General features: G+C 36.6%; 9 protein-coding genes. 2 read left to right on the top strand and 7 right to left on the bottom strand.

The features are described 5' to 3' along the window. Window positions 1-48 precede the first annotated feature (48 nt). Window positions 49-483 carry a hypothetical protein gene (locus AVL50_RS05365; RefSeq protein WP_062615458.1) on the top strand — a complete coding sequence of 145 codons (435 nt, stop codon included), beginning with the start codon at window positions 49-51 and terminating at the stop codon, window positions 481-483. Window positions 484-563: 80 nt separating this feature from the next. Here the strand turns inward: AVL50_RS05365 and AVL50_RS05360 are convergent, their stop codons facing one another. The 7 genes from AVL50_RS05360 to AVL50_RS05330 all read right to left on the bottom strand — a co-directional run bounded on the left by AVL50_RS05360 (window position 564) and on the right by AVL50_RS05330 (window position 17918). Next, window positions 564-2771, bottom strand: coding sequence for a glycoside hydrolase family 3 C-terminal domain-containing protein (locus AVL50_RS05360; RefSeq protein ID WP_062615457.1), 2208 nt, complete (start codon window positions 2769-2771; stop codon window positions 564-566). 202 nt (window positions 2772-2973) lie between these two features. Further along, window positions 2974-4152: a hypothetical protein gene (locus AVL50_RS05355; protein ID WP_062615456.1), complete on the bottom strand. Its 1179-nt coding sequence runs from the start codon at window positions 4150-4152 to the stop codon at window positions 2974-2976. A 285-nt stretch (window positions 4153-4437) separates the two neighbouring features. Then, a complete protein-coding gene (locus tag AVL50_RS05350) occupies window positions 4438-8301 on the bottom strand; it encodes a helix-turn-helix domain-containing protein (protein ID WP_172826769.1) in 3864 nt (1287 codons plus the stop codon). 293 nt (window positions 8302-8594) lie between these two features. Then, the gene (locus AVL50_RS05345; protein WP_157491153.1) at window positions 8595-10412 is read right to left on the bottom strand and encodes a hypothetical protein; all 1818 of its coding nucleotides are present in this window, start codon (window positions 10410-10412) and stop codon (window positions 8595-8597) included. 11 nt (window positions 10413-10423) lie between these two features. Next, window positions 10424-13186 (bottom strand): sulfatase-like hydrolase/transferase, encoded by a 2763-nt coding sequence (locus AVL50_RS05340; protein ID WP_062615453.1) that lies wholly within the window; start codon window positions 13184-13186, stop codon window positions 10424-10426. A 12-nt stretch (window positions 13187-13198) separates the two neighbouring features. After that, entirely contained in the window at window positions 13199-14743 is a 1545-nt protein-coding gene (locus AVL50_RS05335) for a RagB/SusD family nutrient uptake outer membrane protein (RefSeq protein ID WP_172826768.1), read from the bottom strand. Between the two features lie 10 nt (window positions 14744-14753). After that, the gene (locus AVL50_RS05330; protein WP_063850557.1) at window positions 14754-17918 is read right to left on the bottom strand and encodes a TonB-dependent receptor; all 3165 of its coding nucleotides are present in this window, start codon (window positions 17916-17918) and stop codon (window positions 14754-14756) included. 471 nt (window positions 17919-18389) lie between these two features. Between AVL50_RS05330 and AVL50_RS05325 the strand changes: the two genes are divergently transcribed. Then, window positions 18390-20768, top strand: a complete 2379-nt coding sequence (locus tag AVL50_RS05325; protein WP_172826767.1) for a glycoside hydrolase family 3 N-terminal domain-containing protein — start codon at window positions 18390-18392, stop codon at window positions 20766-20768. The last annotated feature ends 30 nt before the right edge of the window (window positions 20769-20798 follow it).

Below are 20798 nucleotides of genomic sequence, written 5' to 3'. Positions count from 1 at the left end.
CTTCAATCACAAACACAACAACTATTTTCAAATTAAATATTTATTATTATGCTAAAGCGATCACTTATCGTAGCCCTATTATTCAATTTATTCCTGTTCCAGTCATGTTCTGATTCTAAAGAAGAAGTATTTCCTGAAGAGTTGCAGAAAGTTGCAGATATCTTAATTGGTTCTAAATGGACTGTGGAAGAATCATACATGAAATGTGGAGACAAAGAGTATGAAGCAGAGGTGACTTTTAACGCAGATGGAACCATGTTTACCAAAAATGTTTATGGGGAGTATGTTACTATTGAGGATGGTGAAAGTTGCTCTGTTCAAGTAGTCGAAGAAACAGGAGCCTGGGAATGGGTCGAATTTGGAAAAGTATTAAAAGTGACAAATGATGGTTCTGAATTTATTTTAAAAATAACTTCAGTATCAGAAAATAAAATTACACTTTACTTTGAAGTAGAAGATGAAACGAGTACGCTTGTAAAGTAAATCTTTCTTAACCTAAAGAAGGCCATTTTATCAGGTGATAATTCTGATAAAATGGCCTTCTTTTGTGAGGTAGTTTCAAATTATTGTACTACTTTTCCACCACCTTTAATTTTCAATACCAATTCCTTCTTGGCATAACCTAATTCTTCACTTCTTGCTCCTGGAGAAGCATCAGCTGCAATTACTTTTACTGTGTTAGAAGATTGTATTAATTGACCTTCATTGTTAAATACAGAACGATCCTCAGGTGTAAGCGTAAACGTGAGTGTTTTTGTCTCACCGGCTTTCAATATCACTCTTTCAAATTTTTTCAATGATTGCACAGGAGTTTCAAAATCAGCATTGTAATCTGTCAAATAGATTTGAATTACATCTTCAGCATCAAAACTTCCTGTATTTTTTACTTTTACCTCCAATTCAACATTTTCATTCGCTTTTACCTTTTCAACAGAAGCTGTTAAACTTTCAATCTCAAAAGAGGTATAAGTCTGACCATACCCGAATGGGAAAAGAGGTTGTTCAGTCATGTATCTATACGTTCTTCCTTTCATTGTGTAATCTTCATAAGCAGGAAGTTGCTCCAAAGATTGAGGGAAAGTGATCGGCAGTTTTCCAGAAGGAGACACCTTTCCGAACAATACATCACCTACCGCTTGACCACCCATTTGACCAGGATACCAAGCAAATAATATAGCATCAGCAATTTCCTCTACTTCAGGCATCACAATTGGAGAACCTCCAGTAAGCACTAAGATCAGAGGTTTCTTACTGTCCTTCTTAATTTTCTTCAAGAAATCAATTTGGTTTTGAGGTAAACCTAACGCAATTCTATCTCCTTTTGTTGTTGAAGCAATAGCCTCACCTTCTTCACCTTCTAACAATGGAGAAATACCCATAACTGCAATACAAGCATCAGCACTTCTTGCAGCTCCAGTAGCCCAGTCAATAGGGTTCTTATTCGGTTCATCCAGCAAAATACCTTGTTTGTATTCAATCGTTGTTCCCTTGCTTACATTACCCACAATACCATCTAAAATCGATACAGTATTTGCCGCTAATCCGTAGTAATTTCCTAAAAGAACCTCAGTTGAAGCGGCATTAGGACCCAACACATATAAGTTTCTAATGTCCTTGTTAAGAGGCAAAACATTGTTTTTGTTTTTCAGTAAAACTAATGATTTTACTGCCGTGTTATAAGACAATTGTTGGTGTTCTTTACTTTCAATTACTGATTCATCTACATTATTGAAAGGGTTCATATTGGCAGGGTCAAAGAAACCTAATTTGAAACGAGTCATCATCAATTCCTTCAAACGCTGATCCACCATACTTTCGTCTACTAAACCATCTTCAATAGCACCTTTCAAATGAGCCTGATAAACCCATCCACAGTTCAAGTTTGTACCCATTTTCAACGCTAAAGCGGCTGCTTCTTTTGGTCCTTTGGACGTTTTATGATACTTAAAGAAATCTTCAATAGCACCACAGTCAGAAACAACGTGTCCATCAAATCCCCAGTCATTTCTTAAGATCTGATTCAATAACAAATCACTTCCACAGGCAGGATCTCCGTACACTCTGTTGTAAGCACCCATAACGGATTCTACATCTGCTTCAGTTACCAATGCTTTAAAAGCAGGAAGGTAGGTTTCATAAAGGTCTTGCTTAGAAACGGTAACATCAAATTCATGTCTTAAAGCTTCAGGTCCTGAGTGGACAGCATAGTGTTTGGCACATGCAGAAGCTTGAAGATACTTAGGGTCGTTACCTTGAAGACCTTTCACGAATTGAATACCAATTTGAGAGGTCAAATAAGGATCTTCACCATACGTTTCCTGCCCACGTCCCCATCTTGGATCTCTGAAAATATTGACATTCGGAGTCCAGAACGTAAGCCCTGAATACATGGTACGATTGCCGATAGATTGCGAGATCTGATATTTCGCTCTTGCTTCCTTGCCAATTGCTGAAGCAACATCATATATCAATTCCTTATCGAAAGTAGCGGCCATACCGATAGCCTGTGGGAAAATAGTAGCTCTACCGTTTCTTGCAACACCATGTAACGCTTCATTCCACCAGTTGTATTCTGGAAGGTCAAGTCTTTCAATGGCCGGAGCAGCATTTCCAAGCTGCCCAATTTTCTCCTCTAGTGTCATTTCTTTCACCAATAAATCCACTCTTTCCTCCATCGGGAGAGAAGTATCGGACCAAGGGTGTTGTGCAAATGTTAGTGAGGTTACAGTAAATACATTTAAAATTAAAATTAAGAAAGATCGTCTGTTCATAATTCATTCATTCAGGGTTGTAGTTAATTGTCTCTTTCAATTTCGTTTACTTGCCTCTATCTTTAAAATTTTGGGTAACTTTTCTATTTTTTATTAACATGAAACCGTTTGCAAAAAGAACTTTTAAATAAAAAAACATCTTAACCGGAATTAAGATGTTTTAAGGAAGTAATATTTTTTTATAATGATCAAGATTAATTGATTAGTGATTTAATAATTCTAGCACCCATTGTTCTGTAATATCACTTTTAGAGATCTTAGTCGTTCCATCACCTTTGTAATAAGTAAATTCTCCTTCTTCTGTATAAGTGATCACATATATTTTATCTCCCTTTGTATTATAAAATGATTCTTGCTTTTTATGTCCATATCCATCCCTGTATCTAGAGTCAACTTTACTATTACCAACAAGTTTCAAATCAAAATTGTTATTTGTAAAATATTGCCTTTCATCTATTTTGTTTTTAGTATTTAATAGACCTTTAATTGCAAATTCTTCATAATAGTAAACAAAGTATTTAAGATTAGTAATCTTATCCATATATACTTCGTCTTTTCTAATGTAAATGTTTGTGCTATTTTCTGGTGGGTATATTTTTAGTGTCAGTTGATTATCTGTGTATTCATATTTACTAAGATATTCAGCACTTGTTCCTCCTAAACTTTCAGAAATTCGTCCTTGATTATCGTATTTATAATCTCTTTTATAGTTCCAATTCGATTTTTCAGAAAGTAAATACCCTTGAGCATCGTAACTGTAATTATAAGTGGTGAAAATGGATTCAAACTCTTCAGTTAAACTAATAATTTTACCATCTGTATTATATACAAATGAGTAAGTAACGTTATTATTAATATTTTGCTTTTTCATCAACTGATTCTTCTCATTATATTCATAGTTGTAACGATTCACAAGAATACCAAATGCACTTTCATTCATTGAACTGATTAGTCCTTTTTCGTCATAGATATATTCATAGGTAATCTGAGTGTCATAAATTTCAATTGTAGAGCTGTTAATTACATCTTTAGAGTCTAAGGAATGTTGCATCGTAACAACTCTATTCCCGAAAGAACCAACATATGAAAAATTCCAAAATGATTGATTGATTATACCTTCTTTATCGATGTCATGTGTCATAAACATTCTTTTTCTTTCAGAAGGGTTAAATAAAATCTGATTAATAGAAATCATAAAGTATTTCATATTGAACACTTGTCCATTTCCCAGGCTGATTTCTTTATCAACAACTTCATTGGAAGGTTTTTCCGTTTCATCTGTTGAATCGTCAACTTCCTCCTGACTATCAGAAGGTGTTATTTCCTCTGTAGTACAGCTATATATAAAAAATGATAAAGAGATAACGATTAGATAACTCATCCACAGTTTGTTTTTCAGTAGCATAATAGTCGATTTTAAAGATTGAATAAATAAAGTGTGTTTCAAAGTAAATTGAATAGAATGCTTAGTGATACACACTTCTATCTGTATTAAAAATAAGTTTGCAAAAAAAGTTTAAATCAAAGATTTCTGTCAAAAAAGTATGTAATACTTAATTGGTATGAGTCTCAAAATTAGGATTTTTATTTACAAATAACAATTAAATGAATTTCATTCTAAAATGGATTGTGCACTAAAGTTTGAACTAAGGTGCACAATTTTATATTAACAATGTTGCTTAAACTCACTTGGACTTTCTCCAAACTGTTTCTTAAACACAGTAGAGAAATATTTTGGATCAGAATAACCGCTTTCATAGGCAATTGTACTGATACTCTCATCAGATTCCATCAACATCTTCTTGGCGTGATTGAGACGTTTGGTTTGGATGTATTCTTTAGGTGAAAGATCGGTGAGTGCCTTAATTTTTCGATATAAAACGGGCCTACTCATCCCAATGTCTTTACAGATTTCAGAGACATTGTAATTGGAGTCTGTTAAGTTGGTTTCAATTAACTGTTTGAATTCGGTGAGGAATTTACTGTCAATTGTTTCTTCTACTACAGGCTGTACTTTGACAGGTTCATCCTCATGAATTTGCTTTCTGTACAACTGACTTAGTGCCTTTCTATTTTCAATCAGACTGATGATTCTATATTTCAGCATTCTGATGTCAAAAGGTTTGATGACATAGTGGTCTGCACCGTGCATATAACCTTCCGCTTTGTACATAGAGGCGTTAAGTGCCGTCAACATAATGATCGGAAGGTGGGAGGTAGCTACATTGCTTTTGATTTGATTGCAAAGTTCATAACCGTTCATCACAGGCATCATCACATCTGATAGTACTAGATGGAAATCGTTTTCTAGTAGAGCGTCAAAACATTCCTTGCCATTTTCAAAGACCTCGACTTCAAAACTGTCAGAAAGTGAAGTTTTGATAAATGCTCTCAACTCTTCATTATCTTCCGCTACCGCAATTCTATAATCGTATTTCTCTTTGTCCTTCTCCACAAACTCATCACCATAATGTGATATTTCTTGAGGAACGGCATCATTTCGCATGCCTTTCACTTTCAGTGGAAGCTCTAAGAAGAAAGTGGTTTGTTTGTTCTCTTCACTTTCAAAGAAGAGTTTACCGTGCATCATGGAAGTGTACTTGTAAGAAAGTACCAAACCAATTCCACTTCCAATTTTCTTATTCTTAATTACATTTTCAGCTCTGTAGAAACGTTTGAAAATGTGTTTTTGATTGCCTTTCGGAATTCCTAAACCATGATCAGTGATAGAGAACTTGATTTGATCTTCTACTTTTTTGATGTCAATAAAGATCTTATCATTTTCCTTAGAATATTTGATAGCATTGGATACTAAATTATAGATGATTTTCTCCATTTTATCAAAATCTAATTCTACCATGATTTTCTCTTTGGAAGAATCAATTTGTACTTCAATGTTTTTCTTCTGTAATAATGGATCGAAGTCACGGATCAGCACTTTGATGAGGTGAACAATATCAAACTCTTTGACAACCAATTCTTCATTGACTTGATTGATGCGCTCGTAATCCAATAATTGTGTGATACGCTTATTCAGCCTTGTGAGATTGCTACGGATCATACCAATTAGTCGAGTGGCTGAAGCATCTAAATCTGTATCTTCTTCCAGCTTTTGAAGCGGACCTTGTATTAATGTCAGCGGTGTTCTCAGTTCATGGGCAATCTCAGCAAAAACCGTATTTCTAGCTTGTAAATGTTTTTGTTGGATATAATCAGCATACGATTTGTAAATCAACCAAAGTAAGATCAGCACACCAATTGTATATAAAACTTTGGCCCATGTAGTGGCCCAGATAGGAGGTGCTACCGAAATGATTAAACTTCGTGCTACTTCCTCTCTGGTGTTTCTACCAGAATACATTTTGATTTTTAGCTCATAACTTCCATAAGGGAGGTTTTGATAATTGATCTCTTGAAGCGTACTTTTTTTGCTATAATTGTCTTCATAACCTTCCAGTTTCCAGCTGAAAAAGTTAGGATCGTCTCTGTATTCTGGAGAAATGATATTGAGTGAAAAACCACGGTCGGGGTGATTGAGTACTACTTCTTCAACAAGGTTGATGTCCTTGTCCAGCATTTTGGAATTAAGTGCTGTGATATCTTTACCATCAACGGTAAGGTGATTGAACGTGATTTTTGGAGCAGTAGTAATGTTTTCTTCAAAGTGAAGTGGAAATTGGTAAAAACCATCATATGAACCCAGAATAATATTGTTGTTATTCAAAATGGATGCTCCTTGGTGAGATTCAAACTTCTGAAGCGGTTCGTGGATATCCGATATTTTTCCTTTGTTGTAATGGAAAGTGAATAGCCCGTTGTCACCAATGATCACATACTTATTCAAATCCGTTTTCAAGATCTGTTTGATTCGTCTTGGCAGTAGGTTTCTCTGATTATCTTGAATAGGAGAGATTTTCTTTTTCACCACATCAAAAATCAGCACACCTTTTGATTCCGTTCCCAACATAAAACTCTTATCATCGATCGGCATAATTGCACTGACAGAAAGGTTGGGTGATTTGATGATTTGTTTCGGCTTTTCTTGGTCTATTTCATAAATTCCTTCATGATTGGCCGCATACATTTTTCCTTGCTGTGGACTGTAATAAATATACGATGTACTGCTCAGTGGATGTTTGCTAAACTGCTGATCAATGATATTCATACCGAATACAGTTCCTTTCACCAGTCTAAACCACAATTTATCTCCGTATAACTCCAGCTGAAGGATAAATTTACAATTGTAGTGCTGTTCTCCCACTTGGAAATTCTTGATGGATTTCAGCACTTTGAAGTTTTTGCCATCCAAGTAAAACAGACCAAAACCATAACTCGACACCCAGAAGTTGTGATGTCTATCTTCTACAATATTATTGACGACAAAACTTTCATTACGGTCAAATGTCTTGATGAAATGATTGGGTCTAAGATACCTTTTCTTCCCGTTTTTATCTTTGATAACCATCCCTTTATTGGTGCCTAAAAGGATTCTTTTCTTAGAATCTTTAAAAGAACTGTAGCCATGATCCGCAATCATGTTGGGATCGGGATCGGTATTGATTTTTCTTAAATAAGGTTTGTGAGGGTTGTGGAGGAAAAGCCCTTTTCCATAAGTGGCAATCCATAATCTTTGATGCTGATCCACGGTCAGACTATTAATTGGCAGTCCATTAATGGCTTTTAGATTCGTACCGCTGACTTCATGTCCATCATGATCAAACACCATAATACCATGTCCGTCCGTACCTGCAATAATCTTATTTTTATAAGTACTAAACTTGCTGATTTTATAGTCTACATTTTTCTTGATATGCTGGATTTTATTGTCTTTAATCAAGTAAATACCTTTGTTGTAAGTACCTACCCAAACGGCATTGTCAGAGCTTTTGTAAAGACATGTAATACCTGCGCCTTTTAGATTGATACCATACAATTGAAATTCTTTTGCTTCCCCTCTTTTAATGATTTGAAGACCGTTAGGACTCGCAATCAAAAGCCCTTGTGTACCGTATGGAGTGGTGGCTGTAATTCTCTTTTTCAGGAATATTTTTTTGAAGGCATTTTTTTTAGGGTTCCATCTTACTAGCATTTGCCAAGAAAGAAAGTAGTAATAGCCATTATGTTCTATGATAGAAGTATAAGCTCTTTTGTTATTGATGTCTGTGATTTCAAAAGGCTCAAAAGAATCAATTTCAGGATTGTAAGTGTACAGCCCAAATTGACAAAAGACCCATAGTTTTTTGACTTGGTCAATGTACAGCCCTGAATTGTGTTTATAGAAAATAATGTCATCACCGGCAGGGTTTTTAATGGTATAGTTTTTAAAGTTTTTTCCATCGAAACGTTGAATTCCGTTAGGAGTAATAACCCATGTGAAATCATCTTGATCATTGGCAATATCATAGACAATATGACTACTTAGACCGTCTTGAACATTATAATTGTCAAAAAGCAAGTTCTCATCCCATTGTGCAAAAGCAATGAAAGTATTGATAAAAAGGATAAAAAATGTAAGTAATATTCTCTTCAAATTCATGGAGTAGGTAATTGATAGTCGTTAAAAAAATCAATAAGTATTCAATCTCTGTTAGTAAAGTTAGTATTTAAGTAAAAGGAATCAACGAATCGGTTGATTTAATTGCTACTAACACCATTTTCTATAGTGTTAAGCGAAAGAAGTATTAATGAAGAATTAAGAATGTAGAATGAAGAAAAAATGGTTCTTAATGTTAAAGTAGTTTGTGAGAGCATTGTAATCTATATTCACACGAACCACAACACGGACCATCTATTCTTCATTCTTCACTCTTAATTCTTAACTCATTACTCTACCACTGCATCATACTTTGTATATGCCGTAACAACAATGTTGTTGAAGCCGAATGTATGACCCGTTTTGAAACTTTCAGGAATTTCAGTCATATCCTTATGTGCCAACCAAGCAATATTCACTTTGTTGTTGACAAGGTATTTAGCATCAATTTCTAAAAGACCAGAGGCTTCATAAGGCCCGTTGTCAATATCAGTTCCTACTCTTGAAATATTGGCATTGCTATCTTTCTCCCAAGCGAAATCATGAATAGCTTCACTGCCATTATAATCTGCATTGTAGTTGACAGAGAAGTAATTTTCAGTGTATTCATCAGTATCTCTTAAGTCTTTGTTTACACCGTTGTCAAAAGAAACAGTGGCTCTACGGATATTATCTACCGTATAACTTACCGCGATATAAGACCATCTTGTATAGTCACCCGACCAGATATTGGCTTGTGCTCTACAATATTCTCTTGAAGCTGTAGTGTTCCAGCTTGCGCCACTTCTTTCATCATCATTGATCACTACTTGCTGACGGATATAATCCGTTTTCAATACATCACTTGTCATATCATCTTCCAAAAGAATTTGTGCTTTTGTTTCAATAACGATTTGCGTCAGTGCAGTCAATGGCGTATCACCGTGGCTTGGCGTGTTGACATTGATGTCAATAGTATAAGTGGCATCTGCAAAGTTTTGCTCTTCCGCAATTGTAATAGATCCCGTTTCAGGATCGAAAGTCATGCCTTCTGGCAATACTGTAGTCAGTGTCACTACTGCATTTCTAGGAAGAGAATACAACTCTGGAGTGAAAGTATAGCCCGTCCAAGGAGAAAGCGTTACTTTGTTTTCTGCATAGGAGATTTCAGGGTTGATTTGAGCTACAATTTCAATTGTAATTGCCTCTTCAAAAGTAAAAGCCTGACCGTCTACTGTTGCAATTATATCTACCTTATACTCACCCACAGCATTGTTGTGGTTTTCTGGTAAAGTAATAACTGCATTTTCATCAATTGCAAGACTGTTCAATGTCAGATCGCCTTGTACTTTCAGTTCATAAGTAGCACCGTCTAAGAATTCTTTCACGGTTGGCGTCGCTTGAATGCTGTAATCTCCTTGAATTTTAAAGAAATTAGGCTGATATACTAATTCAGGAGCACCGTAGATTTTTACTTTAGCCACTTCCGTTAATGTAGTTTCACCACCTTCTGTCAATACTTTTACAGCAACATCATATTCTCCAGCTTCCATAAAACTTACTTTAGAGATATGTCCATTTGAAGCATCAATAGAAAGTCCTTTGTCTGAATTGACTAATTCATAAGATACAACAGCATTCGCTTCTCCAAAGAAGGCACTGTCTAAATGAAGCACTTCACCTTCGAAATTTCTTTCATATGAAGGCTGAGGAGTAGAGTAAAACAGTTCGCCTGTCACTTGAGTAATACCCATTGACCAAGCTTTTTCATGTACCGTTTTTCCACTTACCGTAAAAGTGGCAATGTTGGCGTGATACGTTGCTTCTTGATCTAAAAGAGAAGCATCTCTTACGCTGATAATACCTGTTTTCTTATCAATAGCTACATTATTGATCTGCGAGCTGTCTCCTTTGTCATTATAAAACTCTTCGATGGCAAAAGAAACGCCGTATTTGTTTTCAAAAACAGGTTCGGGAGAAATCATATCTTCTAATGGATAGAAAACACTAGCATCATAGTGTACAGAATCTAAATACTCTGTTTCTATGGTTCTGAGAGGGTCTTGCTTTTCACAACCTATGATCATGAAAAACAGGCTTATGAATGCGAAATATATAAGTTGTTTCATTTCAGTACTTTTTAGTTTGTGAGATCCTTAAGTTTTACTTTGATGTCGTTCTGACTGTCCTCTGCTTCGAATAATTTAGAGAAGGTCTTTCCATTTTGAGTGATCGTCACTTTATAAGTTCCCTTAAAACCTCTGAAGGTTACTTTTCCTTTTTTGTCGGCATTTGCTTCTAAAGAAGTAGACCATTCATTTAGTTTCTTTGCCCACACCTTCGCTTCTGCTCTTGGGTTGGCATCAAGGTCAAAAAATGCTTTTCGGTCTTCACCAAAAGGTGTCCAAACATAAAAACCTTCCACTTGAGGGTGAGAGAAGTAAACTGTCATTGCTTCCTCAGTGATTTGAGCTCTATCTGCTTCTGTAAATTTCTGATAAGGAGAATCTACAATTTCAAACTCGGTGCCTAGCATAGGAAGTCCAAAAGAGGCGAACTTTTCTAGTCTAGCGTATAAGTCTTCAGGTTTGATGTGTTGTTTCATTCTTGATTGAAAACCCAAAGCTTCTAAAGGGGCGTTGACCGCTAAGATGTCTTCAATCACTTTATAATGGAACTGAATATTTTTATCCGCCACTTTATAAGGAGCAGAAATGACTTTATTTTCATTCAAGTAGAATTTCACTTGCTTGTTTTTTCTTACTTTGTCAGCATATTCAAACCAGTAAGCCCATGTGTTTTGTTTTGTCAAGTCTTGCACTACATGACATTCTCTTGGTTCATTCAAAACATCCCATTCCATTACATCATACTCCGTCAAACCATATTTTACATAGTTTTCCAATTGTTGAATTAACGTAGCTGTATCCGTTTCATTCACGTATTGTTGAATGTTTTTCGGCATATTCTTCGTCTTTTCCCAAACCAATGCATGACCTCTCAATGGAATATTATTTTCCTTTAAGAAAGGAGCGATTTCTTGATGACGTTTATCGTAAAGTCTTTTGTGTTTGATTTTGAAGGCATTTTCATAACCGGCGTTTTCAAACAATGAAAGGAAGGCTTCTTGGTATTTTTCCTTTTTTTCAGAAGTAAACAATTGCGTATTGATCACTCCTCCAAAACGGAATTGATGTCTCACTTGTTCAATTTTTACTTTACCATTAAAAGGCTTCCCTTTCTTATCCAAAACAGTCAGCTTCACATCCCCTTTTCTATGCTCTTCAATTCTTGCTTCAGCTTCAATTCTCCAATCCGCCTTTTTACCATTTACAGCACCAAAACTATGAGAATGATAAGCCCTGTCATTTTTGAAAAACTCCATAAACAGATCTCTCATCTCATCTAGTTTTTGCTTGTAAGCTTTGTCTTTCGCAAGGTTTCTAGTCTCTAAAGGATCCGCTTTGTAATCATACAATTCCTCCGCTTTCAGTGTACATCCCTCTAGCGTTTTCTTCAATCGAGGATTACCATCATACCAAGCAGTATATCTGATATTTCCAGACTTTAAAGAATATCCGTTGATTTTTCCTCTTGCAATTTGCGTCATTGCATATTTTTTGATCGTCTTCTTACTGCCATCCAATAGCGGTTTTAAACTTTTACCAGATAAACCTTCAGTAGGAACAGGAAGTCCAGCCATATCAGCCAAAGTAGGGTAGATGTCGACAAACTCAGTGACACTGCTTACTTGCTTCACCGTTTTTTGAGAAGGATCAACAATGATCATTGGCGAACGTGTAGCTTGCTCAAAGTTAGAGTGCTTGTTCCATAATAAGTGATCTCCCAAGTGCCATCCGTGATCACCCCAAAGGATGATGATCGTATTTTTGTCCAGTTTATTTTCTTCCAATTGAGTAATCAATCGGCCTACCAGAGCATCTACATAAGAAGTAGCCGCATAATAACCGTGAATTAACTGACGTTGTCCTTTTTCTGAAATTTTGACAACACCGTCTACCTCACTGATATCTAAACCTTCCGTTTTATATCCTTGAAGCTCACTTGAATTATGATATGCTTTCTCATAACCACCTTCCACTTTTTGTTGGAATTTGGCTAATGGAACTTCATTTTCATTATACAAATCCCAGTATTTTGTAGGCGCTGCAAAAGGTAAGTGAGGACGTTTGTAACCTACCGCTAAAAAGAAAGGTTGGTCTTGTTTTGCCAATGCTTTGATGTAAGCCTCACCTTGTTTTGTGATAGCACCATCGATATAAGCATCATCAGAAACATCTGCTTTTTCGAAAGCAGGTTTAAAACGCTCTTGTACCCACTTGTTGATTTTCTTTTTCTCAATGCCTTTTGCTTCTGCTTCTTTTCTCAATTCTCTGACCCTTTTTACATTTTCAGGGTTTTGATAATAAGAAAGGGCAGGGGCTTGCTTCCCTTCAGGGTATCTTAATTGATTTGGCAACGTGTACTCTGTCCAAGACTGTTGATCTTGTTGTTTATCAACGCTTCTAGGGTCATAAATTTTACCCACACCATACGTCAAATAACCATTGTTTTTGAAGTATTGAGGTAAAGTCACCACATTAGGGCGTTGCTTTCTGATTTTTGTTTTCAGATCCCAAACCTTTACAATATCCGGTCTTAAACCTGTCATCAAACTGGCTCTTGAAGGGCCACAAACTGCTTGCTGACAATGGTTGTTTAAGAATACAGTTCCTTTATCCGCCAATCGATCCATATTGGGTGTTTTAGCATAGTCATCACCAAAAGCACCAATAGTAGGTTTCAAATCATCGATAGCGATAAAAAGAACATTTTTTTTATCCTGACTGTACCCCGTAGAGAGTACAGTCAGAAGAAATAAGCTTAAAAAATACTTTTTCATGTTAATCATGGCTTAGTAGCCAGGGTTTTGATCGTCAGCATTAATTTCCAAGTTGGTGTTGATTTCCGCCATTGGAATTGGAAGCAACATTGCTTTTTCAGGGTTTTCATAAAGAAGATCAAAATCCTGAAAGCCGTCTTCTGCAATTCTGTTGTTGTGTACATCAATCACCTCCGTTTTGAAGTAGTCTAAACCTCTTCGTCTATTTCTATACCAAGCACCGCCTTCACCAAGCAATTCGTACTGGTATTCTCTCATAATTCTTTGTCTGAACTCATCCTGTGATAAACCTGCCCAGTTTTCTGGAGCAATACCATCACCACCTGCAGAGTTTCTAGCTCTAGAAATCACTTCATTGACATAGATTTCAGCCGCCGCAGGGCCATCTACTTCATTCGTGATTTCTGCCAGCATCAATAACAACTCACCATAACGCATCACTACAAAGTTGGCGTCAGAATAAGGTGTAGGTGTTTTAGGATCAGTAATCCAGTGTTTTGCCACAAATGGGAAAGCTCTAGCTTTTGAAGTTCTTGCTGCTAAAGGGTAAATTTTTTGCTCTCCAGCTTCTGAACCATCCGCATTGTACTTCATGTAATTGTACATAACAGTAGCCTCAAAACGAGGATCGTTAGGATATTGACTCTGATGAGCATCAATTACTTCAGGATTCAACATAATTCTACCCCAAGACTGACCGATAAATGCATTACTCGGCGTATGCAAACGGATCACATTTCCGCTATTGGCTTGGTTATATTGAATTTCAAAAATGGATTCTGTATTATTATTTCTACTGCCAGATTCCCATAAAGAATTAAAATCACTCACTAGCGTATATTTACCATATACTTTCAAAGCTTCTTCTTTGGCCATTTCCCAATACGGAGAACCGCTTCCTTCATTACCTGCCAATGTCATATAAACTTGAGCCAGAAGCATGTTTGCCGCTTCTTTTGCAGGTCTTCCAATAGTTTGAAGGCCATTTTCATACAGATTTGCTTCCGCAATTTTCAAGTCATCAATAATCACAGTATAGATGCTGTCAGTTGCCACTCTAGGAGCATGCAATGTTTCACTGTCTACACTTTCTAATCTCAATGGTATATCACCGTATAATCTTACCAAATTGAAATACACTAATGCTCTCAAGAAGTGTGTCTGTCCCAGTTCATTCAACACGGTTTCAGAAGGTTCTGCTTGAAACTCCTTGATACCTTGGATCGTTGAATTTGCTCTGTTGATAGAAGTGTATGAAGATTTCCAAACGTTTTCAACAAAAGTAAGGTTAGGCAAGGGGTTTAATGAAGCAATGCCATTCTGATCCTGATTTCTGCTGGACTGAAACATACCAGAGTGGAAGTTGGTCAGCTGAATTAAATCAGAACTGTAATACGTAAAACCTGCAACGGAAGAGTAAATACCATTCACTGCTGTTTTTACGCCTTCATCTGTGATAAAAAGATTTTCATCACTTAAAAACGGAGGGTCCTCTTTATAACAACTCGAAGTTGCAATAAGTAAGGAGGCTAAGAATAGGATTAATCTATTTTTCATAAGAATTGATTTAGAAAGTGACATTAAGACCTAATGAAAATGATCTCGCGTTAGGGAAAGAGTTCCAATCAACGCCCATGATGCTTCCATCGCCCATGAATGTTGTCAATTCAGGATCGTAACCAGAGTAATTTGTCAAAGTGAATAAGTTTCTTCCTGCAAAGAAAATATTCATACGCTCTATACTTCCTGATTTTAAAGGAACATCATAACCGATAGTCAGGTTGGATAACCTCACATAGCTTCCGTCTTCTACAATGCGGTCTGTGAATACCGTAGGATCGTTGTGTCCTAATCGTGGAGAAGTGGCATTAGTGTCACCCGGTCTCCATGCATTGTAATACGCTTCCGGTCTTACATTTTTGTTGGTTTGGTAAGCATCTGTTTCAATTAGAAGGTTACCATTAACAATATCGTTTCCATACGCTCCTGTAAACAATGCACTCACTGTAAGGTTTTTGTAAGTGATTTTTGTGTTGAAACCAAAAGTGAAGGTAGGGTTTGGATTACCAATGATGGTCATGTCGTTAGTATCGATATTTCCGTCTCCATTTTGATCAACAAAAGCGATATCTCCAGCTTGAGGAGTGTTGCCGTTTACAGTAGGACCATTTGCGGCCGCTTCATCTGATTGGTAAATACCATTGGTTTTATAACCCCAGAATGCACCTACAGCTTGTCCTTTCATAAAGATATTGGCAGGTTGCTTGAAATAAGTTCCTGAAGAAATATTGTTGCCTAAATAATATGAAGCCATTTGCTCTTGACCATTGATGTAAACAGGAGCTTCAGGGATACCTAAATCCAATACTTTTGTTCTTACGAATGAAATATTACCACCTACAGTGATCGTCCAGTCTTTCTTCGCATAAGCCACAGTTTCCAACATCAAGTCAATACCTTTGTTTTCAATAGAACCTCTGTTGGTTAGGTAAGCCGTAAATCCTGTTGATGGCGGAATTTGAATTTGCTGTAATAAATCATCCGTTGTTTTATAGTAAGCGTCAATCGATCCGTAGATCTTTCCGCCAAGGAAACCAAAGTCTAAACCAACATTAGTTTGTTGTGTTGTTTCCCATTTCAAATGAGGATTGGCAATGTTGTTTGGTCCTGCACCAATAAGGATATTGTTATTATAATCAGTGTAATAAACAATACCGTAGTTGTTGAAAGTCTGGTAAGGCGTAATACCTTGGTTACCCGTCAGACCCCAAGAACCTCTTAATTTTAGGTTAGAAACGATATCGCTTGCCTTCAAGAAAGTTTCTTCAGAAATGTGCCATGCAGCCGCTGCTGAAGGGAAGTAACCAAACTGATTTTTTTCCTTGAACTTTGATGAACCATCAGCCCTCATTGTTGCTGTTACTGTATATCTATTATCATATGTATAAGTAACTCTACCTAATCCAGAAAGCAACTGTTCTGTACTTGTCAACTCTGTATAAGGTCTTACGATTGTCTGTCCTAAATGCGGAGCTCTTGCTTTTAGTGAATGAACAGGGAAGTTTTCAGATTCTGAATTACTTTGTGTACTCGTAATTCCATCCACTACAAAACCTACAACAGCATCTACTCTGTGTTTTTTATTGAATTTTTTATTGAACATCAATAAGTTATCAATCGTGTAAGAGTAGCGGTTTAAACCAGAAATACCTAAAGCACCATTTGTCTGACTACCCTTCTGCGTATCTTTTCCGTACCAGATCGAACGGTCTTTGCTTCTATAGCTTGTACCTGCTCTTACTTGGTATTTGAAGTATTTATTGAAAGAATAAGTAGCATTTAATGAAGCTAGAATTTTTAACTCATTGGTGAGGTCCTCGTAATCTTGGATGAAAGAAAGCGGGCTTGATAAACCGATGTCTGAGATAGAAGCATCATTTTCATAAATCGGTTGAAAGTTCACTACTGATTTAGTAAATGAACGGCTACTGCCACCTTTAGAACCACTTTGAGCAAATTGACCTTGAGAATAGAATGCGGACATTCTTGCATCTACTTTTAATTTATCAGTCAGGTTGCTTTGGAGGTTCATTCTCAAATCACCACTTTTCATGTTGGAATTCTCTACAATACCATTCAAGTCATTAAAACCACCTGAAATGTAGTATTTCGTTTTGTCAGAACCACCAGAAGCAGACAGCTGTGCCATTGTGCTTACACCAGGCTGATAGATTTCGTCTTGCCAATTGACCTGTGTAAGAGGAGAAGGATTTATATTTCCGTTTTCAATAGGATAAATATTACCACCTTCCAAATGGAATTTTGGTTGTAAACCTTTCAAGATGGCTACTTCATTGGTCATTTGAGCATAAGCAGGGGCATCAAGTACGTCTATTTTTTTTGAAATAGTTGCTACTTCAGTACTCACAAAAGCATTGATTTTGGCCGCGCCTTTACTACCTTTTTTAGTAGTGATCAAAACGACACCATTGGCACCTCTTGAACCATAAATAGCCGTAGCAGAAGCATCTTTCAATACTTCAATGGATTCAATATCTCTTGGGTTGATCCCCGCTAGACCGTTATGTACGCCTTGGTCCTCGTTGCCATCCGAAAAAGCACTGTTCGTGTCTTCACCAGCAGAACTGATCACAATACCATCCACAATATAAAGAGGCTCGTTGTTGCCACGAAGTGAATTCACACCTCTAATTTTTACGCTGATACCACCGCCAGGTTGACCAATGTTGCTTGTTACCTGCACGCCTGCCATTCTACCTTGAAGTAAACCGTCTACGCTTTGATATTGTCTTACTACATCATCTGATTCCTTCAATTGGGAAACAGCACCTGTAAGGTCACTGGCATTTTGGCTGCCATAACCTACTACTACGATTTCATCGAGTAGTTCTAAATCTTCTTTAAGTGTCACCTCTAGATTGTGGAGAGAAGTATCGAAAGCATCTACTTCAATTCTTTGCGTTTTCATTCCAATAAAAGAAAAAACGAGTGTCGTTCCTCTTTCAAGCTGGATTTTGAACTTGCCATTAAAATCAGTTTTTACTCCTTTTCTAGTTTCTCTATCGTAAATATTAACTCCGGGTAAAGAAATACCGTTTTCATCTTTTACTATACCTTCTACTGTATAGTTTTCTTGATTTTGTGCAAAAGAGAAGTTAATAGTGTAGAGAAACAAAAAGAGAGTTGAGAGTATAAATTTATACTGCTTCATATTCGTATTTGTTTTACAGCAGGCCTATTATATAAGGGCTACTGAGAGTATCTTTAGTTATTAAAAAAATATATCAGATCGTGCTGATAACATGTAGTTAATAATGAGTTTAGCGTCTGAACTCATACATTAATAAGTGATCATTTCATTCCATTTCGTAGTATCTTTTCATTCCAAAATTACTGTTTTTTAATTAAACTTTATTAATCCATTATGTTAATGTTCTACTGCAATATTATAAAGTGTACTTCAAACGCTAGTATGAGGAATAGTTCCGGGAGGTTTGAAAATAGTTCAATGTTTAAAAATCGACTTAAAACACTATTTATCAGTGAATAATGATGAATGTGTGTGATTCTTCAACCCAAGGGGAAGAACTTTTTTCAAAGTATTAAGAATTATTTCTGAACCTACTTATAGGGAATAATCAAGAGCTTTGTGAACATGAATTATTATTTTTTTGGTGAGACTATGAAAAGATTAATGACAGGCATTGTCATTCTGGCAATGGCATATGGTATGGTATCATGCGAGACGAGAGCTAGTAATGATCAACCAATTTACAAGAGCAGCGAGGTAGCTGTAAAAGATAGAGTAGCAGACTTAATGTCTAGAATGACGCTAGAGGAAAAAGTAGCGCAGATGGCACAATATGTTGGTTTAGAACATATGAAAAAGGCAGAGGAAGATCTGTCACCGGAAGAGTTACATAATAATGATGCGTTAGGTTTTTATCCTGGTTTACATTCTTCGGATATTGCAAAAATGACTGAAGAAGGTAAAATAGGTTCTTTTTTACATGTTATCTCTGCGAAGGAGGCCAATCACCTTCAAGGTTTAGCAATGAAATCACGTTTACAGATTCCTCTATTAATAGGTATCGACGCGATTCATGGTAATGGCTTAAATTATGGGGCAACGATCTATCCTACACCAATTGGTTTGGCAAGTACTTTTGAAGAAGAATTGTCATACAGAGTAGGAAAAGAGACGGCAAAAGAAATGAGAGCAACGGGTTCTCACTGGGCATTTACTCCCAATATTGATATTGCAAGAGATGCTCGTTGGGGTCGTGTAGGTGAAACATTTGGTGAAGATCCTTACCTAGTAGGTAATATGGGTGTGGAAATGATCAAAGGTTTCCAGCAAGATGATTTTACGGGTTCTGAAAAAGTAATTGCTTGTGCGAAACACCTTATCGGTGGTGGTGAGCCATTAAACGGTACAAATGCTTCTCCATTAGACCTTTCTATGCGATCTATCCGTGAAGTGCATTTACCTCCTTATAGAAGAGCAGTACAAGAAGCAAATGTGTTCTCTATCATGACAGCACATAACGAAGTTAACGGTATTCCTTGTCACTCTAGCAAAGAGTTTATGACCGATATTGTGAGAAAGGAATATGGATTTGAAGGTTTCTATGTGTCTGATTGGATGGATATTGAGCGTATTCATACGTTACATGGTCAAGCAGAAAGTTTAGATGACGCTTTCCGTATGTCAGTGAATAATGGTATGGACATGCACATGCACGGTCCTAAGTTTACAGAATCAATTGTTGAAGCAGTAGAGAAAGGAATCGTTCCTGAAGAAAGAGTAGATGATGCTGTAGCGAAGATCTTGGAAGTGAAGTTCCGTTTAGGTCTTTTCGAGAACCCTTATGTATTAGAGGAAAAAGCAGAGGAAGTCGTTTTCAATCAAGAACACCAAGCAACAGCTTTAGAGATTGCAAGAAAGTCGATTGTGCTGTTAAAGAACGATGGTATTTTACCTTTACCAAAAAATAAATACAAAAAAGTATTTATCACTGGACCAAACGCTAACAACGAAACAATTTTGGGTGACTGGCACTGGTATCAGCCGGAAGATAGAATTATAACGGTAAAAGAAGGTTTAGAAGCAGTAGCAAAAGACAAAGGTTTTGAGTTGGATTATTATAACAGTGGTGAAATCATTGGTAAAACAACAGACAAAGCGATTTCTACAGCAGCATCAAAAGCTTCTAAAGCAGATATTGCCATTGTAGTAGTAGGTGAGAACTCGTTACGTTATGATTGGAAAAACAAGACTTGTGGAGAAAATACGGATAGAGCACATATCAATCTTCCTGGTCGTCAGTTAGAATTGATCAAAGCCATCAAAAAGACTGGAACGCCTGTAGTAGCAGTATTAGTAAACGGTAGACCAATCGGTGAAGAGTGGTTAGAAGATAACATGAGTGCAGTGTTAGAAGCATGGGAGCCAGGTAGTTTTGGAGGCCAGGCCATTACTGAAATCTTATTTGGTGATGTGAATCCAACGGCAAAATTACCAATCACGGTACCTCGTACAGTAGGTCAAGTTAAACTATATTATAATCACAAGCCTTCGCATTACTTCCATAAGTATAAGTTTACAAACAAAGATCCATTATATGCGTTCGGTTTTGGTTTGTCTTATACACAATATGAGATTGGAAATGTCGCTTTAGATAAATCAAAAATCAAAGGTGATGATACATTTACAGTGACTTGTGATGTGAAAAACGTAGGTAAAGAAGACGGTGAAGAAACGGTACAAGTCTATATCAGAGATGATTATTCATCAGTTACTCGTCCGGTGAAAGAATTAAAAGCGTATAAAAAAGTAGCTTTAAAGGCAGGGGAATCAAAATCGGTATCGTTTGAATTAACGACTCAAGATTTGGCTTTCTTTGATCAAAATATGGAATGGGGTGTAGAAAAAGGAGCGTTCACTATTATGGTAGGTAACTCTTCAAGAGATAAAGACCTGAAGAAAGTGAAGCTTGAAGTAAGTGAAACGAAGAAGTTGAACTTAAACGACTACAAACCTAATTATCCATCGATGTAACCGTAGGGGCAGACTTATGTGTCTGCCCAC

Source organism: Flammeovirga sp. SJP92, from assembly GCF_001583495.1.
Lineage (GTDB): Bacteria > Bacteroidota > Bacteroidia > Cytophagales > Flammeovirgaceae > Flammeovirga.
The sequence above is the reverse complement of the archived record's forward strand: the minus strand, read 5'-3'. Positions and strand labels throughout refer to the sequence as shown.

Coding starts and splice junctions, on each gene's coding strand:
- AVL50_RS05365 (WP_062615458.1), top strand. CDS start 49: ATGCTAAAGCGATCACTTATCGTAGCCCTATTATTCAATTTATTCCTG.
- AVL50_RS05360 (WP_062615457.1), bottom strand. CDS start 2,771: ATGAACAGACGATCTTTCTTAATTTTAATTTTAAATGTATTTACTGTA.
- AVL50_RS05355 (WP_062615456.1), bottom strand. CDS start 4,152: ATGAGTTATCTAATCGTTATCTCTTTATCATTTTTTATATATAGCTGT.
- AVL50_RS05345 (WP_157491153.1), bottom strand. CDS start 10,412: ATGAAACAACTTATATATTTCGCATTCATAAGCCTGTTTTTCATGATC.
- AVL50_RS05340 (WP_062615453.1), bottom strand. CDS start 13,186: ATGAAAAAGTATTTTTTAAGCTTATTTCTTCTGACTGTACTCTCTACG.
- AVL50_RS05335 (WP_172826768.1), bottom strand. CDS start 14,743: ATGAAAAATAGATTAATCCTATTCTTAGCCTCCTTACTTATTGCAACT.
- AVL50_RS05330 (WP_063850557.1), bottom strand. CDS start 17,918: ATGAAGCAGTATAAATTTATACTCTCAACTCTCTTTTTGTTTCTCTAC.
- AVL50_RS05325 (WP_172826767.1), top strand. CDS start 18,390: ATGAAAAGATTAATGACAGGCATTGTCATTCTGGCAATGGCATATGGT.